The 26299-nt window shown below is 31.1% G+C and carries 24 protein-coding genes; 21 read left to right on the plus strand and 3 right to left on the minus strand.

Translation table 11 applies throughout. The features are described from left to right. The 9 genes from Q1A15_RS12855 to Q1A15_RS12895 all read left to right on the plus strand — a co-directional run bounded on the left by Q1A15_RS12855 (position 1) and on the right by Q1A15_RS12895 (position 6803). Positions 1–366 carry a hypothetical protein gene (locus tag Q1A15_RS12855; RefSeq protein ID WP_299624413.1) on the plus strand — a complete coding sequence of 122 codons (366 nt, stop codon included), beginning with the start codon at positions 1–3 and terminating at the stop codon, positions 364–366. A 5-nt stretch (positions 367–371) separates the two neighbouring features. Further along, positions 372–1985, plus strand: a complete 1614-nt coding sequence (locus Q1A15_RS12860; protein ID WP_299624416.1) for an amidohydrolase family protein — start codon at positions 372–374, stop codon at positions 1983–1985. A gap of 83 nt (positions 1986–2068) precedes the next feature. Next, positions 2069–2548, plus strand: a complete 480-nt coding sequence (locus tag Q1A15_RS12865) for a hypothetical protein (RefSeq protein ID WP_299624421.1) — start codon at positions 2069–2071, stop codon at positions 2546–2548. 241 nt (positions 2549–2789) lie between these two features. After that, complete coding sequence (locus tag Q1A15_RS12870; protein WP_299624425.1) at positions 2790–3329, plus strand: sigma-70 family RNA polymerase sigma factor; 540 nt, start codon at positions 2790–2792, stop codon at positions 3327–3329. Next, complete coding sequence (locus Q1A15_RS12875; RefSeq protein WP_299624429.1) at positions 3329–3913, plus strand: Crp/Fnr family transcriptional regulator; 585 nt, start codon at positions 3329–3331, stop codon at positions 3911–3913. The genes Q1A15_RS12870 and Q1A15_RS12875 overlap by 1 nt, the downstream gene beginning before the upstream one ends. Before the next feature lie 69 nt (positions 3914–3982). Continuing rightward, entirely contained in the window at positions 3983–4657 is a 675-nt protein-coding gene (locus Q1A15_RS12880; protein ID WP_299624432.1) for a type 1 glutamine amidotransferase domain-containing protein, read from the plus strand. A 435-nt stretch (positions 4658–5092) separates the two neighbouring features. Continuing rightward, positions 5093–5686 carry a Crp/Fnr family transcriptional regulator gene (locus Q1A15_RS12885; protein WP_299624435.1) on the plus strand — a complete coding sequence of 198 codons (594 nt, stop codon included), beginning with the start codon at positions 5093–5095 and terminating at the stop codon, positions 5684–5686. A gap of 92 nt (positions 5687–5778) precedes the next feature. Further along, complete coding sequence (locus tag Q1A15_RS12890) at positions 5779–6360, plus strand: YceI family protein (RefSeq protein WP_299624438.1); 582 nt, start codon at positions 5779–5781, stop codon at positions 6358–6360. Positions 6361–6410: 50 nt separating this feature from the next. Then, positions 6411–6803 (plus strand): DUF1801 domain-containing protein, encoded by a 393-nt coding sequence (locus Q1A15_RS12895; RefSeq protein WP_299624441.1) that lies wholly within the window; start codon positions 6411–6413, stop codon positions 6801–6803. A 1-nt stretch (position 6804) separates the two neighbouring features. Here Q1A15_RS12895 and Q1A15_RS12900 read toward each other — a convergent pair whose 3' ends face one another. After that, positions 6805–8754, minus strand: a complete 1950-nt coding sequence (locus tag Q1A15_RS12900; protein ID WP_095073598.1) for a YgiQ family radical SAM protein — start codon at positions 8752–8754, stop codon at positions 6805–6807. 72 nt (positions 8755–8826) lie between these two features. Here Q1A15_RS12900 and Q1A15_RS12905 point away from each other — a divergent pair, with 72 nt between their 5' ends. Further along, positions 8827–9693, plus strand: coding sequence for a DUF3667 domain-containing protein (locus Q1A15_RS12905; RefSeq protein WP_299624448.1), 867 nt, complete (start codon positions 8827–8829; stop codon positions 9691–9693). Between the two features lie 2 nt (positions 9694–9695). Here the strand turns inward: Q1A15_RS12905 and Q1A15_RS12910 are convergent, their stop codons facing one another. Continuing rightward, the gene (locus Q1A15_RS12910; RefSeq protein WP_299624451.1) at positions 9696–10418 is read right to left on the minus strand and encodes a DJ-1/PfpI family protein; all 723 of its coding nucleotides are present in this window, start codon (positions 10416–10418) and stop codon (positions 9696–9698) included. A gap of 157 nt (positions 10419–10575) precedes the next feature. On the opposite strand from Q1A15_RS12910, the gene Q1A15_RS12915 reads away from it, so the two are divergent. Both Q1A15_RS12915 and Q1A15_RS12920 read left to right on the plus strand, forming a co-directional pair. Continuing rightward, complete coding sequence (locus Q1A15_RS12915) at positions 10576–13077, plus strand: zinc-dependent metalloprotease (protein WP_299624454.1); 2502 nt, start codon at positions 10576–10578, stop codon at positions 13075–13077. A gap of 77 nt (positions 13078–13154) precedes the next feature. Beyond that, positions 13155–15086 carry a CocE/NonD family hydrolase gene (locus Q1A15_RS12920; protein ID WP_299624457.1) on the plus strand — a complete coding sequence of 644 codons (1932 nt, stop codon included), beginning with the start codon at positions 13155–13157 and terminating at the stop codon, positions 15084–15086. Between the two features lie 100 nt (positions 15087–15186). Here the strand turns inward: Q1A15_RS12920 and asnB are convergent, their stop codons facing one another. Further along, on the minus strand, positions 15187–16848 hold the full coding sequence (gene asnB / locus Q1A15_RS12925; protein WP_299624460.1) for an asparagine synthase B: 1662 nt from the start codon (positions 16846–16848) through the stop codon (positions 15187–15189). 246 nt (positions 16849–17094) lie between these two features. On the opposite strand from asnB, the gene Q1A15_RS12930 reads away from it, so the two are divergent. The 9 genes from Q1A15_RS12930 (at position 17095) to Q1A15_RS12970 (ending at position 26230) form a co-directional block, all read left to right on the plus strand. After that, the gene (locus Q1A15_RS12930) at positions 17095–18798 is read left to right on the plus strand and encodes a glycoside hydrolase family 9 protein (protein ID WP_299624463.1); all 1704 of its coding nucleotides are present in this window, start codon (positions 17095–17097) and stop codon (positions 18796–18798) included. A 177-nt stretch (positions 18799–18975) separates the two neighbouring features. Beyond that, positions 18976–20367, plus strand: a complete 1392-nt coding sequence (locus Q1A15_RS12935; protein WP_299624467.1) for an anthranilate synthase component I family protein — start codon at positions 18976–18978, stop codon at positions 20365–20367. 79 nt (positions 20368–20446) lie between these two features. Then, a complete protein-coding gene (locus Q1A15_RS12940; RefSeq protein ID WP_299624470.1) occupies positions 20447–21028 on the plus strand; it encodes an aminodeoxychorismate/anthranilate synthase component II in 582 nt (193 codons plus the stop codon). A 5-nt stretch (positions 21029–21033) separates the two neighbouring features. Beyond that, positions 21034–22020, plus strand: coding sequence for an anthranilate phosphoribosyltransferase (trpD, locus tag Q1A15_RS12945; RefSeq protein WP_299624473.1), 987 nt, complete (start codon positions 21034–21036; stop codon positions 22018–22020). 71 nt (positions 22021–22091) lie between these two features. After that, positions 22092–22880 carry an indole-3-glycerol phosphate synthase TrpC gene (trpC, locus tag Q1A15_RS12950; protein WP_299624476.1) on the plus strand — a complete coding sequence of 263 codons (789 nt, stop codon included), beginning with the start codon at positions 22092–22094 and terminating at the stop codon, positions 22878–22880. A gap of 85 nt (positions 22881–22965) precedes the next feature. Continuing rightward, on the plus strand, positions 22966–23610 hold the full coding sequence (locus Q1A15_RS12955; protein ID WP_299624479.1) for a phosphoribosylanthranilate isomerase: 645 nt from the start codon (positions 22966–22968) through the stop codon (positions 23608–23610). Further along, on the plus strand, positions 23610–24368 hold the full coding sequence (locus Q1A15_RS12960; protein WP_299624482.1) for a hypothetical protein: 759 nt from the start codon (positions 23610–23612) through the stop codon (positions 24366–24368). The genes Q1A15_RS12955 and Q1A15_RS12960 overlap by 1 nt, the downstream gene beginning before the upstream one ends. Before the next feature lie 28 nt (positions 24369–24396). Continuing rightward, positions 24397–25572, plus strand: coding sequence for a tryptophan synthase subunit beta (gene trpB / locus Q1A15_RS12965; protein WP_299624485.1), 1176 nt, complete (start codon positions 24397–24399; stop codon positions 25570–25572). Positions 25573–25669: 97 nt separating this feature from the next. Beyond that, positions 25670–26230: a hypothetical protein gene (locus tag Q1A15_RS12970; RefSeq protein WP_299624488.1), complete on the plus strand. Its 561-nt coding sequence runs from the start codon at positions 25670–25672 to the stop codon at positions 26228–26230. The last annotated feature ends 69 nt before the right edge of the window (positions 26231–26299 follow it).

Below are 26299 nucleotides of genomic sequence, written 5' to 3' on the forward strand. Positions count from 1 at the left end.
ATGGAGCAGATGTTTTTGTATTCAAGGTTTCTTATGGCTGTAATGTTAATAGCTATAGGGTTTCATCATTTTTATAAACCTAAATTTTATTATCCAATCATACCAGCTTTTTTTCCTAAGCTTTTTGTTACGTATGCTTCAGGAATAGTAGAATTAGTTATAGGAATAGGTTTGTGTATTCCAAATTATCAGAAATATGCAGCTTTAGGAATGGCCTTGCTTATGATTGCATTTTTACCATTACATATTTGGGATATCACAAGAGAAAAACCAGCAATGAAAACAAAAAAAGGAGCTTACATTAGGCTTGTTATTCAATTTGTTTTGATAGCGTGGGCATGGTTTTTATTCAAAAAACTAAACTAACTTAAATGAAAAAAATAATTCTATTATCAGCATTAGGATTCTTAGCATATTCTTGTCAACAAAAGCAAAAGGTTGATGTTATTGTTAAAAACGCGAATGTTTATACCGTAAATAAAAACTTCGAAACTGTTGAAAGTTTTGCCATTCAAGATGGAAAATTTGTAGCGGTTGGATCAACATCAGAAATTGAAAATAAATATGAAGCAGCTTCAGTTATTGATGCTGAAGGAAAAGCAGTATATCCAGGTTTCATAGATGGACATTGTCATTTTTTTAGATTCGGATTACAATTACAAAAAGTAGATGTTACTGGAACAGAAAGTTACGATGCTGTTTTAGAGAAATTAGTTGCTTTTCAGAAAGAGAAAATCCTTCCTTTTATCACAGGTAGAGGTTGGGATCAAAATGATTGGGAAGTAAAAAAGTTTCCCACAAAAGAGAAATTAGATCAACTTTTTCCAGATACTCCTGTAGCAATCACAAGAGTTGACGGACATGCGATGTTGGTGAATCAAAAAGCTTTAGATGTTTCAGGAATTACAAACGATTCTAAAGTTGAAGGAGGAGAATTTATCAAAGACGATGGAAAACTAACAGGAGTATTAATTGATAATGCAATGGATTTTGTAAAAGTTCCTTTGGCTTCTAAAGCAGAACAAATTCAAGCATTAAAAGATGCAGAAAAAATCAATTTTTCTTATGGATTAACAACTGTTGTTGATGCAGGTTTAGATCAAGAAACAATCGAACTAATCGATAGTTTACAGCAATCTGATGATTTAAAAATCAGAATGTATGCAATGGTTTCTGCAACGCAAAAGAATTTAGATTACTATATTAAAAAAGGAATTATTAAAACAGATCGTTTAAATGTTCGTTCTTTTAAAGTTTACGGAGACGGAGCTTTAGGTTCTCGTGGAGCAGCGTTAAAAAAGCCATATAGCGATCGTCATAATCATTTCGGAGCATTAATTTTTTCTCCTGAACGTTATAAGGAAATTGCGAAACAAATCGCAGATTCAGAATATCAAATGAATACGCATGCCATTGGAGATTCAGCAAATTATTTAATGTTGAAAACATATCAAGAAGTTTTAAAAGGTCAAACCGATAGACGTTGGAGAATCGAACATGCACAAATTGTAGATCAACAAGACTTTGATTTGTTTAAAAATGTTATTCCATCTATTCAGCCTACACACGCAACTTCAGATATGTATTGGGCAGCAGATCGAGTAGGAGAAGAAAGAATAAAAGGAGGTTATGCTTTTAAACAGCTGTTAAATGTATACGGAAAAGTAGCCTTAGGTACCGATTATCCTGTAGAAAAAGTAAATCCGTTTTTAACTTTTTACGCAGCTGTTGCTAGAAAAGACTTAAATAATTATCCTGAAAACGGATATCAAATGGAAAATGCGTTAACCAGAGAAGAAACCTTAAAAGGAATGACAATTTGGAATGCATATGCGAACTTTGAAGAAAATGAAAAAGGAAGTATTGAAGTTGGTAAAATGGCAGATTTCATCATCTTAGATCAAGATATAATGAAAGTTGATATTAATAAAGTGCCTAAAACAAATGTTTTAGAAACGTACTTGAATGGAGAGAAGGTAAAGTAAGTTTCCTCGAGTTATTCAATAAAAAATAAGGGTTATTTTAAAATTCTGTGTAAGGAATTGAGAAATAACCCGTTTTTAATTTTATGAGATCTATAAAAATATTCATCGGACTATTGTTTTTAGTATTGTCTATTTATGGACAGCAAACTGAAAAGGAAGCATTAAAAAAACTATCTTTTTTAATTGGAGATTGGAAAGGAATATCAACTTCATATGGTAAAGACGGTACTTCTAAAGTACCTGTGCAAGAAAATGTACACTATATTATGGATGGTGATTTAATTGTGTTAAACGTAAAATCTGAATGGATTCAATTACATACAATCATCAGTTATAATGTAAAAGATAAAAACTACTATTATTATCCGTTTTCAAAAAAAGGAAATAAACAGGGTTACAAAAGTGAAATTGTAGATGGTAAGTTTATGGTGTATTTCAATGAAAGTGCACGATTAACTTTTACAAAAACAGCTAAAGGAGAATTTCATGAGTTTGGTGAGCGCTTAGTTGATGGAAATTGGGAGAAATACTTTGAGGATATTTTAGAACTTCAAAAAAAATAAATTACAATCTGCGTCTTTTTAAAAAGTTTCATGTCTATTAAGTGAAATTTTAAAATAAATATTATGACGTATAAAGGAGAATGCACCTGTAATTGCGATGGATGCAAAACAGGAAGTTGTACAAATTGCACTTGTGAAAACTGTACATGTTCAAATTGTAACTGTTAATTAAAAATAATTTAAATAGAGTTTCGATGCGTTGTTGTTGAAACTCTATTTTTCGTAAATTATCTTTGTATATATGAATACTCATGAGATTTGGATAAATTACAGTGAAGATTTAAAAAGGTTCATTCTTAGTAAAGTTAAAGACGAGGCAACAGCTGATGATATTTTACAAGATGCTTTTTTTAGGATTCATAGTAAACTAGCTACATTAAAAGATGCATCTAAGCTAAAACCTTGGGTGTTTACAATAGCTAGAAATACTATGTACGATCATTTTAAAGCTTTAGGTAAAACAGTTACATTCGATGTAGTAGATATCGTTTTTGAAGATGATAAAAATGAGCATTCAAAACGAGACTGTTTACCGGGAATAATCAAAAATCTTCCGAAAAAATATAGAACACCATTATTCCTATATGATATAAAAGGAATAAAACAACAAGAAATAGCTGCACAATTAAACTTACCTTTGTCTACAGTTAAATCACAAGTCCAAAGAGGAAGAAAGTTGATCATGAAAGGTTATATGGATTGTTGTGGTTATACAGTAAATGAAAAAGGAAAACTAGTAGGAGAAATCAAAGAAAAAGAAGATTGTAAAGTCTGTAAGTAATGTTAACCAAAGCAATTGTAGATCGCATATTTGATGGTATAGATTTAACTATACAAGAAAGAGAAGTAATTTTCTCTAAATTAGAGTATGTTACAGTTAAAAAAGGACAAGTATTACTAACTCAAGCTCAAGAAATAAAAGATCAGTTTTTTGTTGTAGATGGTTGTTTGCGAACATATTATTTAGATGAATCTGGGAAAGAATACACATTGCAATTCGCAATTAAAGATTGGTGGATAAGCGATTATATAGCCCTATGGACTGGCGATCAAACGGTTTTAAATATTGAATGTATTCGAAATTCAGAATTAGTTAGTATTAGTCAGAAATCATTAGATCAACTTTTTATAGAAATTCCTAAACTGAATGCTTTTTTCAGACAGAAGTTACAAAATGCTTTTGTTCGACAAGAAAAACGAATCTTATCAAACTTAACCAAATCGGCTAAAGAACGTTATTTAGATTTTATTAGAGTTTATCCCGATTTTGAAAAGCACATTAAAAATTTTCATATAGCTTCCTACTTAGGAATAACTACAGAAAGCTTAAGTAGAATACGAAAAGATATCGCACAAAGCGTATAAATTACCATACATCAATTTTTATCTCAAAGCGCAGTTTTACTTTTGTAACATAATTTAAATCACTTATGTATGAAAAAAGTATTATTTGTATTAACTAGTCACGATAAGTTAGGAAGTACAGAAGAAAAAACAGGTTTTTGGGTAGAAGAATTTGCTAGTCCGTATTATTATTTAGCAGATAAAGATGTAGAAATCACTTTAGCATCTCCAAAAGGAGGACAACCTCCAATTGATCCTAAAAGTGAATTGCCAGATTTTCAAACACCAGCAACAGAGAGATTTAATAAAGATGAAAACCTTCAAAATCAATTAGCAAATACAAAAATATTAGGTGAAGTAAAAGCAGAAGATTTTGATGCTGTTTTTTATCCAGGTGGTCACGGTCCATTATGGGATTTAGCAGAAGACAAAGATTCAGTTCGTTTAATTGAAGATTTTTATAACACTAATAAACCAGTAGGAGCAGTTTGTCACGCACCAGCGGTTTTTAAAAATACAACTAGTAACGGAGAGTCTTTAGTAAAAGGGAAAAAAGTTACTGGATTTAGTAATACAGAAGAAGAAGCTGTTCAATTAACAGAAGTTGTACCGTTTTTAGTAGAAAATATGTTACAAGAAAATGGTGGTCAATATTCAAAATCAGAAGATTGGCATCCGTATGCAGTTGAAGACGGACATTTAATTACGGGTCAAAATCCAGCATCATCAGAATTAGTAGCTGAATTATTATTAAAGCAATTATAATAAGATCAAAATAAAAAACCACTCAAGTAATTGAGTGGTTTTTTTCTCTATGAAAAAGAAAAACTACTAAAAATTGCGAAACAACATATAACTTATTTTTTGTAGTATATTTTAAATATCTTCTCGCTTAATTTTTCTTTAGTAAAGCTTTATTAGTGCCTAATCGCATATCCTGCTGCTTTACCGAGTTGTCTTAAATTCATTAAAATTATTTTTATTAAATCTCTCATAATCATTTATAATTAATTGGTTAATTATTCCTTTCATTACAAAAGTACGATCAAGATCCAAGTCGTATTAACTCAAAAGATTTAGATATTAGCTCATTTACGATTTTGAGCTAAAACTGGAATCACTTCATTATAAATGTTACATTTGGGAATAAGTAAGGTTCTTTTTGTAGAACTATAAACTATAATATTTATAAAATTAGTTTTGGAACACACATTAGCACTTATTCGTTATATCAATAAAATAGTTGAGTTAAATTCAAATGAAGAACAAGTTATAATTGATGCTTTAACACATAGAAAATATTTAAAAGATCAATATATTGTTCAACAAGGAGACGTTTGTAAATGCATCAATTTTATTTTAAAAGGATGTACAAAAACATCTTACATGGATAGTAACGGTCAAGAGCATATTGTTATGTTTTCTATTGAAGACTGGTGGACATCTGATATGGGGAGTTTTATAACACAAACACCAGCAGATTATAATATTCAGTGTATAGAGAATACAGAATTGTTCCAGTTAAATTATACTACAGTTGAAGAATTATTTGTGAAAATTCCCAAACTAGAACGATTTTTCAGAAAAATAACAGAAAGAGCTTTAGTAGCTTCTCAAAAGAGAATTGTTACAAACTTTAGTGAAACGGCTAAAGAAAGGTATTTAATTTTTAAAGAGAATTACCCAGAAATAGAAAAGAGAGTACCGCAATATTTATTAGCATCTTACCTTGGTATTACAAAAGAGTTTTTAAGTAGAATAAAGAGTAAAATAGCAAGAGAACCTAAAAGTTAAACTAGTTTAATATGATTTCATAAAATAGATCATTTTTGCCTTCGTCTTTCTTGCGGAAATTTGTCGTATAATTTTTATTAAAAACAAATACGATGAAGAATTTATTCAAAAAAGGATTAGGAATTGCTTTAATTTCATTAGCTACAGTTTCTTTTACAACGATTAAAAAAGAGAAAAAACAAATCAATATTAGCGAAAGTAATATTGAATGGAAAGCTTATAAAGTAACAGGTTCTCACAAAGGAAAAGTTAATGTTAAATCAGGATATTTAAGTTTCGATGATGGTAAATTATCTGGAGGATCAATAACGATCGATATGACAAGTATTAATACTACAGATTTAACAGGAGATTATAAAAATCAATTAGATGGTCATTTAAAGTCAGGAGATTTCTTTAGTGTAGAAAAGCATAATACTTCAATACTAAATTTTACTAAAGTAAAAGCTAAAGGAAAGAACACTTACGAAGTAACAGGAAAATTAACTATTAAAGGAATTACGAAATCAGTAAAGTTTTTAATTTCTATTTACGGAAATAAAGCAACAGCTTCTTTAAAAGTAGACAGAACAAAATTTAATATTAAATACGGTTCATCTAGTTTCTTCGATAACTTAAAAGATAAAGCTATTTACGATGAATTCGATTTAGTTGCTGATTTACAGTTAAAATAAGGAGTATAGTTTTATTTTACATTTTTAAACACCATTTTAAAACTTAAGTTTTGAATGGTGTTTTTTTATACATTAGAAGTGTAGATAATTGTAATGTTGATATGAAATCTTTAGAAGAGTTTTATTACAGTCAAGAAGATGAAATAAAAGAGTGTTTACTGGCTTTAAAAAGTATTATATTGAAATATAATGACGAGTTTACACATAAATGGTATTATCGATTGCCTTGCTTTATGTATAAGAATCAGATATTTTGTTATTTGTGGATTGATAAAAAAAGTAAAACACCTTACATCGCTATTGGAAAAGGAATTCATATCAATCATCCTGATTTGATAAAAGAAAAACGAACCTTTACATCAAAATTAATGGTTGAAATACACAAAAATATTCCAACCACTAAAATTTATACTATTTTCGATGAAGTAATGAAGTTGTATTAAATTACCTTCTCCTTTTCTTTTTAAATCCTTTATTCTTTCTTCTCGATTCTTTTACGCTAGTTACTGTGTCGTTAAACGTATTTTTTGTTTTTCCTGGTTTGTTCTTTCTCCAAGATTTATCTTCAGGTAATAGTTTTTTTACTAAATCTGTTTTTCCAACTTTAGTCAACGTGTCTTTAATCCACTTTCTGTTTTCCTTTTTGTACCAAAAGAAAAACTTATGTTGATCTAATTTTTCTTGACGTGTTTTCGCAGTTTTAACTGGTTTTAAAGTATAAGGATGATAACCACTATAGTAAATCACTGTAGCAACTGTCATTGGAGTAGGAGTGAATCCTTGAACTTGTTCTAACTGGAATCCCATATCTTTAGTTTCAGCAGCTAAGTTTGCCATGTCTTCTGGTTCACAAGCTGGGTGGCTAGAAATGAAATACGGAATTAACTGAAGTTTCAGTTTGTTCTTTTTATTTAAACGATCAAAACGATCTTTAAACTTATGGAAATACGTAAAAGATGGTTTACGCATTAATTTTAAAACAGGATCTGAAGTATGTTCCGGAGCAACTTTTAATCGTCCAGAAACATGATTTTTCATCACCTCTTCAGTATAGTCATCTAATTCTTGCGGATCAGCATTTTTATTGAATTCAGGAACTAGCATATCATGGCGAATTCCACTTCCAATAAATGATTTTTTTACTTTCGGATGCGCATCAACAGCTTTATATAACTCTGTTAATGGTTTATGTGAAGTATCTAAATTACTACAGATAACAGGTGAAATACAAGATGGAGCAACACATTTGTCACAAATCGATTGTATTTTTCCCTTCATCTTATACATGTTTGCTGAAGGTCCACCGATATCAGATAAATATCCTTTAAAGTCGTCCATTTGAGCAACTTTATCAACTTCTTTTAAAACAGATTCCTGACTTCTACTGGCAATAAACTTTCCTTGATGCGCAGAAATTGTGCAGAAACTACAACCACCAAAACATCCTCTATGAATATTAATAGAGAATTTAATCATTTCAAAAGCAGGAATTGGTCCGCGCTTATTGTATTTTGGATGTGGTAATCTTGTATATGGTAAATCAAAAGAAGCATCAATTTCGTTTTCCGTCATCGTTGGAAAAGGAGGATTGATAACTAATTTCTTATCTCCAATTTGCTGAAAAATACGTCGAGCAATTAGTTTATTAGATTCTTGTTCAATGATTTTAAAGTTAGAAGCAAATGTTTTTTTATCCTTTAAACAAGCTTGATGAGAAGCAATTTCTACATCTTCCCAATTTTTGTTTTTAGGCGTTTTCTCATCAGGATTTACTAAGAAAGCAGTTTGCTTAATTGTACGTAAGCTAGAAAAAGGAACACCTTTTTGTAATAATTCTACAATTTCACGTAGCGGTTGTTCTCCCATTCCATACACTAACATATCGGCTTTAGAAGTTTCTAAAATAGAAGGAAGTAATTTATCCGACCAATAATCGTAATGTGTTACTCTTCGCAAAGAAGCTTCAATTCCACCAATAAGTACAGGAACATCTGGGAATTTTTCCTTTAATATTTTTGAATATACAGAAGTTGCATAATCTGGTCTAAAACCAATATCACCATTAGGTGTATATGCATCTTTATCTCTTTTCTTTTTGTTTGCCGTGTAATTACTTACCATTGGATCCATACATCCACCAGTAATAGCAAAGAAAAGTCTAGGAGTTCCTAATTTTGAAAAATCTTGTAGATTATCATTCACATTAGGTTGTGGTACAATAGCAACACGTAAACCATAGCTTTCTAAAATTCGTCCAATTACTGCAGGACCAAATGATGGATGATCAACATACGCATCTCCACTAAACAAAATCACATCTAATTCATCCCAACCACGAAGTTTTACTTCTTTGTTAGTCGTTGGTAACCAGTCAGAAAGTCTTCTTATCCTCATATTTTGCAAAAATACGTTAATATTAACTAATTCCCATATATTTGAGCTGGATAAAACAACGCGTACTAATAAATGAACTGTAAAAATTGCAACGAAGTTATAGAAGATGATGCTTTATTTTGTGATCATTGTGGAGCAAAGGTTTTAAAAGATCGAATTACTTTCCGATTTTTATTGAAAGAGCTTTTTATTAGTTTGGGATGGGATAGCTATTTTATATTAACTATAAAGATGATGTTCTCCAAACCAGATAAGGTTTTACGTGAATATGTAAATGGTATTAGAAAAAGATATTTAAATCCGTTTACTTACATTGCTATTAGTGCTGCACTATCGTTAATCATTTTTAATGTTTTTTCAAAAGATTTTACTAAACTTCAAAATACTATTAATAACACAGAAGTTGCAGCATTGAAAAAGCTAGTAGATCAAGACTTAACAAAGTTAAAAGATGTAACTCCGGAACAATTAAAAGCATTACAGAAACAACAAGTTGCAGCTAAAATTAGGTTAGATGTACAAGATAAAATAATGAAGCTTTTTCTAAAGTACTTTAATATTTTCATGTTTTTATTAGTGCCTTTTTACGCTTTAATAAGTAATTGGACATACAGAAAACCCTACAATTATGGAGAACATATTGTAATGAATAGTTATTTAGTAGGTACATCTATGTATTTTACTATTATCTTATTTTTCTTAGCAATAATAATACATCCAGCTTTCTACTTTTCGAACATCTTTATTTTTACAGCTTATTACCTGTATACATTCAGTAAATTACACGAATACAATCTAAAACAAAGTTTATTGTCTTTATTAAGATTTATACTTGTAGCGTTTATAGTTACAGTTGTATTAATTGTAATTATAGGATTAATAGCAATACTTGTTGGAATACTATATGCGTTAAAAAATCCAGATATATTTAAAATGTAATATTATGGAACTACTAAATGCGGAACTTTAGTAACATCCCAGTCAATTACAAGTCCGCCAGAAATAGATTTTGCTATTTCTTTACCATATAATAGTTCACATAAATATAGTGCAGCTTCAAAAGATTTTGCTCCACCAGCAGAAGTGATAAGATTGTCATCGTGAACAAAAAGTACTTCTTTTCTAATATCTAAACTAGGAAACATTTCACGCATTTTATCAATGTCGGAAGGAAAAGTGGTTGAAACTTTGTTTTGTAATAAACCTGCTTTCGCTAGCACAAATGCTCCGTCGCAATGAGAAGTAACAAATTTAGCATCTTTAGCTACTTTTTGAACGAACGCTATCATTTCCTTGTTTTCTAAATCAGTATCTAAATGATGTTCAGCACTTGGTACTACCAAAATATCAATCTTTGGTAATTGATCTTTTAGGTAATTAAAATCTGGTAAAATACGCATACCTTCAAAAGTTGTTACAGGAGTATCAGTGTCTGCCACAGTAAATACGTTCATAGGTTTTATCCCTTTTCTGAATATTGTATGCTGAAAAATATCAAAAGGAGCAGTAAGTTCTGTATTATATGTTCCATCCATAATTAAAAACGCAACATTATACCTGTTAGGTTTTATTTCAGGAAAGGTTTTAGTTGTTTCTTGTTCTTTTTTAGTTGGTTGACATGCAACTAAACTCACAGTAAAAAGGAAAAGTAAAATTTTTTTCATTTATTAATTTATTATGATAAATTTTAATGTTTAAAAATAAGTATTTTAAATAAGTTCTGTTTTTATTAAGAATTGTTGAGTTTCTTTAACATTATGTTAAGAACTAATGGGATGTCCATTTATTAATTTCGATAAATTTTTTTCAACAAATTTAATAATGAATATAAAACTAATCTCAAGAATTCTTATTGTTTTCATGACTTTAGGTATCACATTAGATGTAGATGCACAAAGAAGAAAGAAAAAAAATAAGAAGGAGGATGCTAAAAAAACTGCAACTCCACCTAAAAAAAGACCTAAAAAAGGCGGTATACAGCCTTATGCCAAGGTAGTTACTAAAAAACACAAAACAGACGAAGGGTTATTTAAAGTACACCAAAAAGATCAAAGTTATCTTTTTGAAATTCCTGATTCTTTATTAGGAAAAGAAATGTTAATGGTAACTAGAATTGCTAAAACAGCTAACGGAATTGGTTTTGGTGGAGGAAAACAAAATACACAAGTATTAAGATGGGAAAAGAAACATAAAAATATATTATTACGTGTTGTTTCTCATTCTGTAGTTGCAGATAGTATTTTACCAGTTCATGAAGCTGTTGTAAATTCTAATTTTGCACCAATTTTATTCTCTTTTCCAATAAAAGCGTTTAGTAAAGATTCTACAGCAACAGTTATTGATGCGACTCCTCTATTTGCTACTGATGTTAAAGCTTTAGGTTTTCCTCAGTCAAGAAGAAGACAGTATAAAATTACAAGAATGGATAAAACAAGATCTTTTGTAGATCGTGTAAATAGTTATCCAAAAAATATTGAAGTTCGTCATGTAAAGACTTACTTTTCTAGCCAACCACCATCGAATGGTAGTGTGGGTTCTATTTCATTAGAGTTAAGTAACTCTATGATTTTATTACCAGAAAAACCAATGAAGCGTCGTTACTTTGATCAAAGAGTAGGATGGTTTGCAAGATCTCAAACAGATTACGGATTAGATGTGCAAAAAAGTAAATCTGTTCGTTATTTAGATCGTTGGAGATTAGAAGTAAAAGACGAAGACAAAGAAAAGTTTAAAAGAGGTGAATTAGTTGAGCCTAAAAAGCAAATCGTTTACTACATAGATAGAGCTACTCCAGAAAAATGGAGAAAATATATCAAGCAAGGAATTGAAGATTGGCAAGTAGCTTTTGAAGCAGCTGGATTTAAGAATGCAATTATCGCTAAAGATCCACCATCTAAAGAAGAAGATCCAGATTGGAGTCCAGAAGATGTACGTTATTCTGTAGTACGTTACTTAGCTTCTCCAATTCCAAATGCAAACGGACCTCACGTAAGTGATCCAAGATCTGGAGAGATTTTAGAATCAGATATCAACTGGTATCATAATGTAATGACATTATTACACAATTGGTATTTTATTCAAACTGCTGCCATCAATCCAGAAGCAAGATCAAATCAATTTAAAGATGAGATCATGGGACGATTAATCCGTTTTGTTTCTGCACACGAAGTAGGGCACACATTAGGATTACCACACAATATGGGAAGTTCAGTAGCTTATCCTGTTGATTCTTTACGTTCGGCAACATTTACTAAAAAATATGGAACAGCTCCATCTATTATGGATTATGCTCGTTTTAATTATGTAGCACAACCAGAAGATAAAGGTGTAGCCTTAATGCCAAATATTGGAATTTACGATAAGTATTCAATCAAATGGGGTTATAAGCCAATTTTAGACAAGACTGCTGAACAAGAAAAGCCTGTTTTAGATCAATGGATTTTAGAGCATGCTGGAGACCCTATGTATCGTTTTGGTAGACAACAATTCGGAGTTATTGATCCTAGCTCTCAAACTGAAGATTTAGGAGACGATGCTGTAAAAGCTAGTTTATATGGTATTGCTAACTTGAAACGTATTTTACCTAATTTAATCAGATGGACTGGTGAAGAAGGTGAAAACTATAGTGAGTTAGGAACTATGTATGGTCAATTACTTGGACAGTACAACAGATACATGGGACATGTATCAGCTAATATTGGAGGAGTATACGAATATTATAAAGCTTACGGTCAAGATGGAGCTGTATATACTCATGTAAGTAAAGCTCATCAGAAAAAAGCAATGAAGTTTTTACAAGATCAATTGTTTAAAACTCCAACTTGGTTAATCGATGAAAATATTTTTAACAAAATAGAGAATGCCGGAAGTGTTGAGCGTTTAAGAGGAACACAAGTAAGAACGTTAAACAACGTTTTAGATTTCGGAAGGTTAGCAAGAATGATTGAAAATGAAACGCTAAATGGTAGAGAGGCTTACACAGCTATTGACATGTTAGGTGAGTTACGTAGAGGTTTATGGAGTGAGTTAACTAGCGGTAGAAAAATAGATACGTATAGACGAAATCTTCAAAGAGCTCATATCGAGCGTTTACAATTTTTAATGGAAAAAGAACAGCGTCCTGTTCCTGCAAGATTTAGAAGATTTTTCGGAGGAACTAGAGTTGATGTAAGTCAATCAGATATTAGAGCTATAGTTCGTGCAGATTTAAAAATTCTTAGAAGAAATGTTAGAGCTGCTATAGGTAGAACATCAGATCGTTTAAGTAGATATCATTTGCAAGATGCTGTAGAACGAATCAATAATATTTTAGATCCTAAGTAGTTAGGAGTACTTTAAAGAGGTCTTTTGTAGACCTCTTTTTTGTTTTATATTTACTTCAAAATCAATCAAAACTAAACATGAAAACATTACTAAAGTTAGTCTTAGTTGCCAGTTTCATTCTAAGTTGTAATACACCAAAAAGCGATGAAGGAGAAAAGAAACAAGCTAAGAAAGAAGACACATTTGTTGAAGACAATTACACAAAGCAAGAGGTAAAAATTACCATGCGTGATGGAGTAAAGCTTCATGCGACAATTTATTCACCTAAAGACACAACTAAAACTTATCCTATTTTGTTACAAAGAACGCCATATAGTTGTGCGCCTTACGGAAAAGATAAGTTTAGAAAAAGAATCGGACCGAATCCAAATTTAATGAGAGAAGGTAACATTATTGTTTATGAAGATGTTCGTGGTCGTTGGATGAGTGAAGGAGTTTACGATAACATGCGTGCGTATATTCCAAACAAGAAAGAAAAAGAATCTGATGAGACTACCGATACTTACGATACAATAGATTGGTTGGTGAAAAATGTAAAGAATAATAATGGTAAAGTAGGAACTTGGGGAATTTCTTATCCTGGGCATTATGCAACAGTTTCTACCGTTGATGCACATCCAGCATTAAAAGCAGCTTCACCACAAGCATGTATTGGAGATTTCTTTTTCGACGATTTTCGTCATAATGGAGCGTTCTTGTTAAGTTATTTTAGAGCAATTTCTCTATTCGGAACATACAAAGATCAACCAACAGATACAGCTTGGTATTCTTTTCCTGATATGAAAACTCAAGATCAGTATCAGTTTTTCTTAGATAAAGGTCCTTTGAAAAATTTAAATGAATATTTTCAGTATGATAGATTAGATACTAAAACAGCTACCACTAATAAAAATAGAATTGATGATTTCTTCTGGAAAGAAATTGTTGAGCATCCAAATTATGATTCTGTTTGGCAAAGTAAAGGTATTATTCAGCATTTAAATAAAGTGCCTTCCACAGTAGCAACAATGATTGTTGGTGGATGGTTTGACGCAGAAGATTTATACGGTCCGTTAGAAACATATAAAGGAATTGAGAAAAACCAGCCAAATAACTACAATACTATGGTTTTCGGACCATGGGACCACGGAGGATGGTCTAGAAATAGAGTACAAAATAAAGTAGGGAATTACTATTTTGGAGATTCTATTTCTTTAAACTTCCAGAAAAATATTGAAACAAAATTCTTTAATCATTTCTTAAAAGGAGACGGTTCTAAAAATACAGGTTTACCAGAAGCTTATGTTTTCGATACAGGTAAAAAAGAATGGAAATCATACGATACTTGGCCGCCAAAGAATGTTCAAAAAGAGTCTTTCTATTTAGGAGAAAATCAAGAATTAAAATCAACGAAATCAGGAAGCGCAAAAATCCAGTTTGTAAGTGATGTAAAACGACCTGTTCCTTATTCTGAAGATATTAAAACAGTATTTACGCCAAGAAAATACATGACAGACGATCAGCGTTTTGCTGCGCGTAGACCAGATGTTTTAGTCTTTGAAACAGACGTGTTAACAGAAGACTTTACTTTAGCTGGAGATATTTTAGCAAAATTAAAAGTAGCAACTACAGGTACAGCTGCCGATTGGGTGGTGAAAATTGTAGATGTACATCCGGCAGATTTAAAAAATGATAACAAACAAATGCAATCGCATTTAAAGTTAAGTAACTATCATATGATGGTGCGTAGTGAAGTTATTCGCGGAAGATTCAGAAATAGTTTTTCAAACCCAGAGCCTTTTACACCTAACAAGAAAACAGATGTGAATTTAAGATTACAAGATGTTTTCCATACGTTTAAAAAAGGACATAAACTTCAGATTCAAGTACAAAGTACTTGGTTCCCTTTAATAGATTTAAATCCGCAAACTTATGTAGATAATATCTTTAAGGCAGATGAAAAAGATTTTAAAACACAAACACATACTGTGTTTACAGATTCTAGTATAGAATTTTCTGTTTTAAAATAATAAGTAAAAAACATACAAAAATTAAAAAATCCCGAGCTGAGTATAATTTCTCTTTGCTCGGGATTTATCAATCACTAAAATATAAAATTAAAAAATCGTTTTAATACGCATCTTCGTGTACCATTTTTATAGCTCTACCACTTGGTTCGTTTTGGTTTTGAAAACTTTCATCCCAAGCTAATGCTGTAGGAGTACTACATGCAATTGATGGAACAGATGGTACAGTTAAAGCAGCAGTTTCACTTGGGAAATGCTCTTCGAAGATTGAACGATAATAATATTCTTCTTTTGCTCTAGGTGTTTGCACTGGGAATCTATGATGTGCACTTTTCATCATTTCATCAGTAACTTCACTTTCAACTAATTCTTTTAAAGTGTCAATCCAGTTGTAACCAACACCATCAGAGAATTGTTCTTTTTGTCTCCATGCTACTTCTTTTGGTAAATAGCTCTCAAATGCTTTACGTAATACCCATTTTTCCATGCGTTCTCCGTTAATCATTTTATCTTCTGGGTTAATTCTCATGGCTACATCCATAAATTCTTTATCTAAGAAAGGAACACGACCTTCAATTCCCCAAGCCATTAAACTTTTGTTAGCTCTTAAACAATCGTACTGATATAATTTATCTAGTTTACGAACTGTTTCTTTGTGGAATTCTTCAGCATCAGGAGCTTTATGGAAATATAAATATCCTCCGAAGATTTCATCAGCACCTTCACCAGATAAAACCATTTTTATTCCCATTGATTTTATAACACGAGCCATTAAATACATAGGAGTAGAAGCCCTAATTGTTGTAATATCGTAAGTTTCTAAGTTGTAGATTACATCACGAATAGCATCTAAACCTTCTTGAATTGTAAATGTGATTTCATGGTGAATTGTTCCAATATGATCTGAAACTTTTTTTGCAGCGGCTAAATCTGGTGATCCATCTAAACCAATAGAGAATGAATGTAACTGCGGGTACCAAGCTTCTTCTTCATCACCACTTTCTACACGCTTAGAAGCATATTTTTTTGCAATAGCAGAAGTAATAGAAGAATCTAATCCACCAGAAAGTAAAACACCATAAGGAACATCACTCATTAATTGACGATGCACTGCTGCTTCTAAAGCATCTCTCAACTCATCAATACTAGTTTGGTTTTCTTTAACTGCTTGATATTCCATCCAATCTCTAGAATACCAAGGTTGTAAACCATCTTCACGAGTAAAATAATGACCCGGAGGAAATATTTCAATCTTATTGCAAACACCTTCTAAAGCTTTTAACTCAGAAGCAACATAAAATGTTCCTTTTTTATCCCATCCTATATATAATGGAATAATTCCCATGTGATCTCTTGCTACTAGATATTCATCAGTTTTAGCATCATAAACAGCAAAACCAAAAATTCCATTTAAATCATCTAAAAATTCAACTCCTTTTTCTTGATATAAAGCTAGAATTACTTCACAGTCAGATTTTGTTTGAAAATCATACTTGTCTTTAAGTTGTTTTCTTAATTCTTGGTGGTTGTATATTTCTCCGTTTGCTGCTAAAACAAATCTTCTATCATTACTAAAAAGAGGTTGTTGTCCAGAAGTAGGATCAACTATTGCTAACCTTTCGTGAGACATAATTACTTTGTCATCACTGTAGACTCCACTCCAATCCGGACCTCTATGACGAATTTTTTTCGACATTTCTAAAATCTGAGATCTTAATACTTCAGATTTTTCTTTTAAATCAAACGCACATACAATTCCACACATAACTTTATATTTTTAATTTTATTTTCTACTTTTAATTATGGTTCAAATTACTTGAATGTGCTTTTTAATAAAAACAATAAAATGTAAATTGGTTTATAATTGTAACTTTTAATATGTTTTTTGTTTTTATGTGTAATATTTTTAACTGAAATGTCTAATTTGAATTAAAGTTTGCTATTTTTCAATTGTTTTTTTGTACTAACTTGTAACATTATTCAAGAATAAAAAGATAAAAGTGAAATAATAATGAAGGTATTTCTTAAAATAATATTGTTGTTTTTAACAATAAATGTTACTTCCCAAACTGCTGTTGATAATTTAGATATCAGATATAATCAAATAGGCTATGCTGTTGGAAGAACAAAACTAATCTCTATAAATAGTAGTTCAAAATTTGAATCTATTTACGAGATCAAGAATAAAAATGGTAAAACTGTTCAGTCAGGAAAAGTAAAAGGAAATAGTTTATGGAATGATGCAGGTGAATATGTCGGTATTATAGATGTTACCAAAATAAATAAAGAAGGAATTTACACGGTTACTGTAGCTGGAAATTCAAAAGAATTCAATGTGCTGAAAAATCCTTACCAGAAATTAGCAGACGATGTGTTCAAGTATTATTATTTCAATAGAGCTTCAACTGAACTTACAGAAGAATATGCTGGTGTATGGAAAAGAGCAAGCGGATTAGAAGGTGATGAAGTGAAAATACATAGTTCAGCAGCAACAAAAGAACGTCCAGAAGGAACGGTAATAAAAGCAACTAAAGGATGGTTTGATGCAGGAGATTACAATATGTATGTAACCAATAGCGGAATTAGTACTTACACTTTATTAAGTGCTTTTGAAAATTTTGAAAACTATTATACTAATAAGACTTATGCTATTCCTGAAAATAAAAACGAAATACCAGATCTTCTTGACGAAGTAATTTGGAATTTAGATTGGATGTTAGCCATGCAAGATCCAAATGACGGAGGAGTCTATCATAAACTTTCTGGATTAAAATTTTCAGGAGCTATTATGCCAGATCAATATAAATTAGATCGATATGTAGTTAAGAAAAGTACGTCAGCAGCTCTAAATTTTGCAGCTGTTTGTGCTATTGCATCAAGAGTGTTTTCTAAAGTGAAAGGTAAGAAAGCGTATAGTAATCAACTATTAGAAGCTGCAGTGAAAGCTTACGATTGGGCTAAAAAACATCCTAAAGATTATTTTACCAATCCTAAAGGAGTAAGAACAGGACAATACGAAGATTTTGATTTAGCCGGTGAATTTCAATGGGCTGCTGCGGAGTTATTTGTAACTTCAGGAAATAAAAAATTTATCAATGATATTTCTGTAGCTACAGTATCTAACAAAGTACCTTGGTGGCAAGATGCTAGTGCGTTAACATTATATACTATTGTAAAGTATGGAGAAAATTTTAAAGGTCAGATTCCATTCAAGAAAGCAAAAAACAAGTTTTTAAGCAAAGCAGATGAGTTGAAAAATAGAATACTAAAATCTTCAATGCGAATTGCAATGGATGGATCAGATTATGTTTGGGGAAGTAATGGAGTAGCAGGAAATCAACTAATGTATATTATGAAAGCTTACGAACTCACTAAAGATAAAACGTACTTAGATGCTGTATTTGTTGGTTTAGATTATTTATTAGGTAGAAACGGAACAGGAATTTCTTATATCACAGGAGCTGGAGTAAATGCTGCAAAATTTCCACATCATAGAACTTCAGAAGCAGATAAGGTAGATTTACCAGTGCCAGGAATGGTTGTTGGTGGACCGCAACCTGGGCAACAAGACAAATGTAAATACATAAGTAAAATGCCTGCGAAATCATATTCAGATACTTGGTGTTCTTATGCTTCTAATGAAGTCACAATCAATTGGAATGCTCCAATAGTTTATGTTGTAAATGCACTTCAATACTATCAAACAAAAAAATAAATAAATACTTGTTTAGATAAAAAAGACTTTATAAATTTGTTGCAAATGAAAATGACACAATTAAATAACTGGTGGTGGAAATCTCTTAACTTACGTTAGTGAGACCATCTTGTTATATATAAATAATAACTGAAAAGGCTTATCTCATGATAAGCCTTTTTTTATTGACCAAATACAATGAAACCTACAAAATTTAAAACACTTTTTAAGCAAAAAATCTCAGATACAGTAACACCTGTAGGCTTATATCTGCGTTTGAGAGATAAGTATTCAAATACTTTATTATTAGAGAGTTCAGACTATCATAGTAAAGAAGAAAGTTACTCGTTTATCTGTATAGAACCAATGGTTTCTTTTAAAGCAGATAAAGATGAATTTTCAATTTTTCACAAGAATAAAGAAGTGAGAAAAGATAAAATCGATAGAAATTTCAATGAATTATTTAACGATTTTACAAAGATTATAGATTTAGACTGTGAGCCAGAATTAAAATCATTTAATGGTTTATATGGATACACAACTTACGATAGTGTTCAGTATTTCGAAACTATCAAGTTAAATAACCCAGATGCACCTTCTGCAATTCCAATGATGCAGTATAGTTTTTATCGTTTTGTGATTGCAATTAATCACTTCAATGATGAAATGAAATTAATCGAGAATTTAGAAGAAGGAGAAACTTCTCGATTAAGTGAAATAGAAACAATCATTGAAGCACAAACCTTCAATACGCAGAAGTTCGAAATAGTTGGAGATGAAACTTCAAACCTAACAGGAGAAGAGTTTATCGAAAATGTAAAAAGAGCAAAATCACATTGTAAAAGAGGAGATGTATTTCAGTTAGTATTATCTCGTCAATTTCAACAACAATACAAAGGAGATGAATTCAATGTGTATAGAGCTTTACGTTCTATAAATCCATCACCGTATTTATTCTATTTCGATTATGGAAGTTTTAAGTTAATGGGATCTTCACCTGAAGCTCAGATTAAAATTAATGAAGGAAAAGCGATTATTAATCCGATTGCTGGAACGTTTAGAAGAACGGGGAATATGGCAGAAGATATTAAGCTTGGTAAAAAACTTTCAGAAGATAAAAAAGAAACAGCAGAGCATGTAATGTTAGTTGATTTAGCTCGTAACGACCTAAGTAAACATGCTGCCGATGTTACAGTAGAAGTATTTAAAGAAGTACAATATTTTAGTCATGTAATTCATTTAGTTTCTACAGTACAAGGAGATTTAAACGGAGATCCAATTAAAGTTGTTGGAGATACTTTTCCTGCTGGAACATTAAGTGGAGCGCCAAAATATAAAGCAATGCAATTGATTGATAAATATGAAAATCAGTCACGCGGTTTTTATGGTGGGGCAGTAGGAATTTTAGGTTTAGATGGAGATGTAAACTTAGCGATTGGTATTCGTTCATTTGTAAGTAAAAACAATGTGTTGTATTATCAAGCAGGAGCAGGAATTGTAATTCATTCTGATGAAGAAAAAGAGTTGCAAGAAGTAAATAACAAATTAGCAGCATTAAAGAAAGCATTAACCTTAGCAGAAAAAATATAAACTAGCATCAAGTTATAGGTGAAAAGCTTGAAGATAATCAAGAACTTTTTACTGAAAACTTAGCTCAAATACTAAAAAAATGAAAATATTAATCTTAGATAATTACGATTCGTTTACATACAACTTGGTGCATATGGTTGAAAAAATTACCGATAAATATCCAGACGTATACAGAAATGACGAAATCTCATTAGAAGATGTTGGAGAATATGATTTAATCATGTTATCACCTGGTCCTGGAATTCCAGATGAAGCAGGAATTTTAAAAGAAGTAATTAAAACTTATGCAGGTAAAAAACCAATTTTTGGTGTGTGTTTAGGTTTACAAGCAATTACTGAAGTTTTTGGAGGAAAGATTATTAATATGAATGAAGTATTTCATGGTGTAGCAACAGACATGAAAGTTACAAAACCAGAAGCTGTAATCTTTAATGGAGTTCCAGAAACTTTCCCAGCTGCACGTTATCATTCTTGGATTGCTTCAAATGAAGATTTACCAGCAGAACTTGAAGTTACTGCAATAGATGAAGAAGGTGGAATTATGGCTATTCGCCATACAGAGCATCAAATTAGTGCTGTACAATTTCACCCAGAAAGCATTCTAACAGAAGTTGGAGAACAGTTGGTACGTAATTTTATTAATTCAGTTTCTAAAAATTAATTCAAATGAAATCGATTCTAAACGATTTATATCAGCATAAAAGATTATCGAAATCAGAAGCAAAAGAGATTTTAATCAATATTGCCAAAGAAGAATATAACGATGCACATTTAGCTTCTTTTTTAACGGTTTTCATGATGCGTCCAATTACAGTAGAAGAACTTGCAGGTTTTAGAGAAGCATTATTAGAATTGGCAGTAAAAGTTGATTTATCTGAATTTAATACTATTGATATAGTAGGTACTGGAGGAGATGGAAAAGATACATTTAACATTTCTACATTAACTTCTTTTATTGTTGCGGGAACCGGACAAAAAGTTGCGAAGCACGGAAATTATTCTGTGTCTTCTAAATCTGGATCTTCAGATATGTTAGAAAGCTTTGGTTATAAGTTTACCAACGATGAATCAGTTTTAAAATCGCAATTAGAAAAAGCAAATATTTGTTTTTTACATGCACCTAAGTTTCATCCAGCAATGAAAGCTGTAGGACCAACAAGAAAAGCTTTAAAATTAAAGACATTCTTTAACATGCTAGGTCCTCTAGTAAATCCTAGTTTTGCCCAAAATCAATTATTAGGAACATACAATTTAGAAGTGGCAAGATTGTATAACTATATCTTACAAGAAGAAGATACTAACTATGGTATCGTTCATGCGTTAGATGGTTATGATGAAATTTCTTTAACAGGAGGATTCAAATTATTTACCAAAGCAGGAGAGCAATTAATCACACCAGAAGATTTTGGAATAAACAGAGTTCAACAATCTGATATTTACGGAGGAGATTCTGTAGAAGCTGCAGCTAAAATATTTAAATCGATTTTAAACGGAGAAGGAACAGAAGCACAAAATAATGTGGTTTTAACCAATGCTTCTTTTGCTTTAACTATTGTAAATCCAGAAAAAGAATTTTCAGTAGCTTTTGAAGAGGCGAAAGATTCGTTATTCGGAGGAAAAGCAAAAGCGTGTTTAGAAAAATTAGTGAATTAAATGTCACTTTGAGTACAGTCGAGAAATAATTTAATTCTTGATTCCACTCGAATTGACACAAAGAATATAAAATGACAATTTTAGAGAAAATAGTAAACTTTAAAAAACAGGAAATAGCAAAAATAAAGGCAGAAATTCCTGTTAAAAAACTAGTTGAAAGTCCGAGTTTTAAAAGAACTCCAATTTCATTAAAAGCATCTTTAACAGCACAAGATTCTACTGGAATCATAGCGGAGTTTAAGCGTCAATCTCCTTCAAAAGGAATTATTAACGATAAAGTTACCGTTGCTGATGTTACAAACGGATATTTAGATGCGAATGTAGCGGCACAATCTGTACTTACCGATACTTCTTTTTTCGGAGGAACAATGGCCGATTTAATGGAAGCTAGAAATGTAAATTCGATCAAACCAATTTTACGTAAAGATTTTGTTGTAGACGGATTTCAAATTGTAGAAGCTAAAGCAATTGGAGCAGATGTTATTCTATTAATTGCGGCTTGTTTAACTGCTGAAGAAATTAAGAATTACGGTCAGTTAGCTAACGATTTAGGATTAGAAGTTTTATATGAAGTTCACAATCAAGAAGATTTAGATAAGATTTCAGATTTAGATAATAAAATTATAGGAATTAACAACCGTGATTTAAAAACGTTTAAAGTAGATCTTGAGCATTCTATCAAGTTAGCAAATCAAATACCAAGTTCAGCAGTAAAAGTTTCTGAAAGTGGAATTAGTAATCCTAGAATTGTAACTGGATTAAAAGAATACGGATTCCAAGGTTTCTTAATTGGTGAGAATTTTATGAAGGAAGAAAATCCAGGAGAAGCTTGTTTAGATTTTATCAATCAAATTCGTTAAACGTCATCGCGAGGAAATATGACGAAGCGATCTTATAATGAGATTACTTCACTTCTTTCGTAATGACCAAAAAGTAATTAAGTAAATGAAATTAAAAATCTGCGGAATGAAATATGTAGATAATATTCGGCAAGTTGCTGAATTAAAACCTGATTATTTAGGTTTTATATTCTACGAAAAATCAAAACGAAATTTTGAAGGTATCATTCCTGAAATTCCTAAAGGAATAAAAAAAACAGGCGTATTTGTAAATGAGTATTTAGAGATTTTAATTTCTCTTGCTGAAGAGTATAAATTGGAAGCTATACAATTACATGGAGATGAATCTGTCGAATATATAAAAGAATTGAAAGGTCACCTCGAGAGCAGTCGAGAAGAAAAACGATTACCAAAAGTAGAGATCATCAAGGTTTTTGGAATTAAAGATGAATTTGACTTTTCTGTTTTAGAACCTTATGAAGCTGTAGTTGATTATTTCTTGTTCGATACTAAAGGAAAGGAGCGCGGAGGAAACGGAGTTACGTTCGATTGGAAAGTTTTAGAAGGTTATAATTCTGAGAAACCATTCTTTTTAAGTGGCGGAATTGGATTACATGAAGTAGCAAAAGTGAAAGAAATTATAAAAACAGATTTACCAGTTTATGCTTTAGATGTTAACAGTAAGTTCGAAAAAGAACCTGGTTTAAAGTCGGTAAAAGATTTGAAGAAGTTTATTAATCAGGTTTTATAATGAGAAAGTTAGGTCAATTTTTTATACTGTTTACTACAGTTCTGATTTCTTGTAAAAGTCAAGAAAAAGAAAAAGTAGAAAAGATAGTTGTAGAAAAAAATCAACCTAAAGTTCATAAAATTGAAAATCTACAAGAATTCGTTTTAACTGAAGATAAGACAAGAACATATCAGCAAATAAGAAGTACAGTTCTTGAACAAAAAAGAAATTTGTTAGCGCGTAAACAATTCGATTCTTTAAGTCAGTTTTTTGAAACAGCATTATTACATCGAATTATTCCTCAATGGGAAGGAACAGTTTGGTCTTTTGAGGGACATACATCAATACCTAAAAAAGGAGAAATCGCGTGCGGATATTTTATTTCAACAACATTAAAACATATTGGATTCAATATAAATAGATATCAATTAGCACAGCAAGGTCCCGTTAACGAAGCTAAAACGCTAGCTTTAGAAAATAAAGTAATTGAGGTCTTTGATCATGAGACAGACAAAATCATCCAGAAGATAAAAGAAGTATTACCTGAAGGTATTCATTTTATAGGTTTTGATCAAGGTCATGTAGGATATATTCTTAAGAAAAAAGGAGAATTGTATCTGATTCATTCAAATTATCTAGATGGAAAAGTAGGAATAGAACCTGTACATAAATCAACAGTTTTTGCTTCATTTTTTGAGTTTTATTTAGTTGAATTAAGTACTAATAAACAACTACTTGAAAAGTGGATTAAAAACGAAGAAATAATAGTTAAGAAATAACAAACACAACACACAAAATAAAAGTATCATGAAATATAATCCAGATGAAAATGGGTACTACGGACAATTTGGAGGCGCATTTATTCCAGAATTGTTACACCCAAATGTAAAAGAGATTGAAGATAATTATATTCAAATTATAGAATCAGAAGAATTTCAAGAAGAATATAAAGCATTGTTAAAAGATTATGTTGGTAGACCTAGTCCGTTATATTTAGCAAAGCGTTTATCTGAAAAATATGGAGCAACTATTTATTTAAAGCGTGAAGATTTAAATCATACTGGAGCTCATAAAGTAAACAACACGATTGGTCAGATTTTAATCGCAAAAAAATTAGGTAAAACTAATATTATTGCAGAAACAGGAGCTGGTCAACATGGTGTAGCAACTGCAACAGTTTGTGCTTTAATGGGATTAGATTGTACTGTGTTTATGGGGGAAATCGATATTGAACGTCAAGCACCAAACGTTGCTCGTATGAAAATGCTAGGAGCAAAAATTATTCCTGCAACAAGTGGAAGTAAAACTTTAAAAGACGCGACTAACGAAGCCATTCGTTATTGGATTCAAAACCCAGAAACGTTTTATTTAATTGGTTCAGTTGTTGGTCCACATCCACATCCAGATATGGTTGCACGTTTACAAGCTATTATTTCAGAAGAAATGAAATGGCAGTTAAAAGAGAAAACAGGTAAAGAAAATCCAGATACTATTATTGCTTGTGTTGGTGGTGGAAGTAATGCAGCCGGAGCTTTTTATCATTATTTAGAAGATGAAGAAGTAGAATTAATTGCTGTTGAAGCAGCTGGTTTAGGAGTGAATTCAGGTGAAAGTGCAGCAACTTCTCAGTTAGGTGAAGTAGGTGTGATCCACGGAAGTAAAACCATTTTAATGCAAGATGAATACGGACAAATTGTTGAGCCTTATTCTATTTCGGCAGGATTAGATTACCCAGGAGTTGGACCATTACATGCCTTTTTACATGATACAAAGAGAGCTAAGTTTATGAATGCCACAGACGATGAAGCATTACAAGCTGCTTATGAGTTAACTCGAATTGAAGGAATTATTCCAGCGTTAGAAACTGCTCATGCTTTAGCTGTTTTGCCAAAAATGAATTTAAAGCCAGATCAAACGGTAGTAATTAACTTATCAGGAAGAGGAGATAAAGATTTAGAAACTTATATCAAGCATTTGAAATAATAAAAAATAGCGTTGTCACCTTGAGCGGAGTCGAAAGGTTTGACAATTAAATTAGTTCTCGACTCCGCTCGAACTGACATTATATAGTATAAATACGATGAGAAAATTTACATATTTATTATGGAGTCTTTTTTCACTAGGAATTGCTTTTTTGATTTGCTATATATTTAGTTTTTTTCAAAAGTATTATCCTTTTGATGGATTTATTTTTGCTATACAAATTCATTTTCTAATGATGGCTTGGATGGCAATTGTAATGGATTATCTTAAGGTTAAAGAGATAACAGTTAAATATTTTGAATCTCAAAGTTTTGAGAAAGGTGGTCGTATTTATGAATGGATAGGTGTTAATTTTTTTAGAAGATTATTAGTTTTAATTGGTTGGGAAAAAGTAACTAATCGTATGAATCCGATAATAAAGAAGGATTTAAATGTATTGATAACTAGAGAAAAGAACACGAAATCAGGAGAACTAGCACATCTTATGATTTTCATTATTATACTAATAGTAATTCCATTTATAACAAATTCATTAGAAGAAGCTAAATGGTTATTAATTACCAATGTAATATTTCATTTTTATCCTGTGTGTCTTCAAAGATATAACAGACCAAAATACCGTAAGGTGATAAGTTTAATGCAAAATAGAAGAACTTAAATTATAAAATATACTCGTCATTCCGAGCAAAGTGAAGGAATCTTTTGTTAAGACTACCTTGTCATTTTA

This window comes from uncultured Tenacibaculum sp. (assembly GCF_947495995.1).
GTDB lineage: Bacteria > Bacteroidota > Bacteroidia > Flavobacteriales > Flavobacteriaceae > Polaribacter.

Excerpts from the sequence above, each read along its gene's own strand:
- Q1A15_RS12855 (WP_299624413.1), top strand. The coding sequence starts at position 1 with ATGGAGCAGATGTTTTTGTATTCAAGGTTTCTTATGGCTGTAATGTTA.
- Q1A15_RS12860 (WP_299624416.1), top strand. The coding sequence starts at position 372 with ATGAAAAAAATAATTCTATTATCAGCATTAGGATTCTTAGCATATTCT.
- Q1A15_RS12865 (WP_299624421.1), top strand. The coding sequence starts at position 2,069 with ATGAGATCTATAAAAATATTCATCGGACTATTGTTTTTAGTATTGTCT.
- Q1A15_RS12870 (WP_299624425.1), top strand. The coding sequence starts at position 2,790 with ATGAATACTCATGAGATTTGGATAAATTACAGTGAAGATTTAAAAAGG.
- Q1A15_RS12875 (WP_299624429.1), top strand. The coding sequence starts at position 3,329 with ATGTTAACCAAAGCAATTGTAGATCGCATATTTGATGGTATAGATTTA.
- Q1A15_RS12880 (WP_299624432.1), top strand. The coding sequence starts at position 3,983 with ATGAAAAAAGTATTATTTGTATTAACTAGTCACGATAAGTTAGGAAGT.
- Q1A15_RS12890 (WP_299624438.1), top strand. The coding sequence starts at position 5,779 with ATGAAGAATTTATTCAAAAAAGGATTAGGAATTGCTTTAATTTCATTA.
- Q1A15_RS12900 (WP_095073598.1), bottom strand. The coding sequence starts at position 8,754 with ATGAGGATAAGAAGACTTTCTGACTGGTTACCAACGACTAACAAAGAA.
- Q1A15_RS12905 (WP_299624448.1), top strand. The coding sequence starts at position 8,827 with ATGAACTGTAAAAATTGCAACGAAGTTATAGAAGATGATGCTTTATTT.
- Q1A15_RS12910 (WP_299624451.1), bottom strand. The coding sequence starts at position 10,418 with ATGAAAAAAATTTTACTTTTCCTTTTTACTGTGAGTTTAGTTGCATGT.
- Q1A15_RS12915 (WP_299624454.1), top strand. The coding sequence starts at position 10,576 with ATGAATATAAAACTAATCTCAAGAATTCTTATTGTTTTCATGACTTTA.
- Q1A15_RS12920 (WP_299624457.1), top strand. The coding sequence starts at position 13,155 with ATGAAAACATTACTAAAGTTAGTCTTAGTTGCCAGTTTCATTCTAAGT.
- asnB (WP_299624460.1), bottom strand. The coding sequence starts at position 16,848 with ATGTGTGGAATTGTATGTGCGTTTGATTTAAAAGAAAAATCTGAAGTA.
- Q1A15_RS12930 (WP_299624463.1), top strand. The coding sequence starts at position 17,095 with ATGAAGGTATTTCTTAAAATAATATTGTTGTTTTTAACAATAAATGTT.
- Q1A15_RS12935 (WP_299624467.1), top strand. The coding sequence starts at position 18,976 with ATGAAACCTACAAAATTTAAAACACTTTTTAAGCAAAAAATCTCAGAT.
- Q1A15_RS12940 (WP_299624470.1), top strand. The coding sequence starts at position 20,447 with ATGAAAATATTAATCTTAGATAATTACGATTCGTTTACATACAACTTG.
- trpD (WP_299624473.1), top strand. The coding sequence starts at position 21,034 with ATGAAATCGATTCTAAACGATTTATATCAGCATAAAAGATTATCGAAA.
- trpC (WP_299624476.1), top strand. The coding sequence starts at position 22,092 with ATGACAATTTTAGAGAAAATAGTAAACTTTAAAAAACAGGAAATAGCA.
- Q1A15_RS12955 (WP_299624479.1), top strand. The coding sequence starts at position 22,966 with ATGAAATTAAAAATCTGCGGAATGAAATATGTAGATAATATTCGGCAA.
- Q1A15_RS12960 (WP_299624482.1), top strand. The coding sequence starts at position 23,610 with ATGAGAAAGTTAGGTCAATTTTTTATACTGTTTACTACAGTTCTGATT.
- trpB (WP_299624485.1), top strand. The coding sequence starts at position 24,397 with ATGAAATATAATCCAGATGAAAATGGGTACTACGGACAATTTGGAGGC.
- Q1A15_RS12970 (WP_299624488.1), top strand. The coding sequence starts at position 25,670 with ATGAGAAAATTTACATATTTATTATGGAGTCTTTTTTCACTAGGAATT.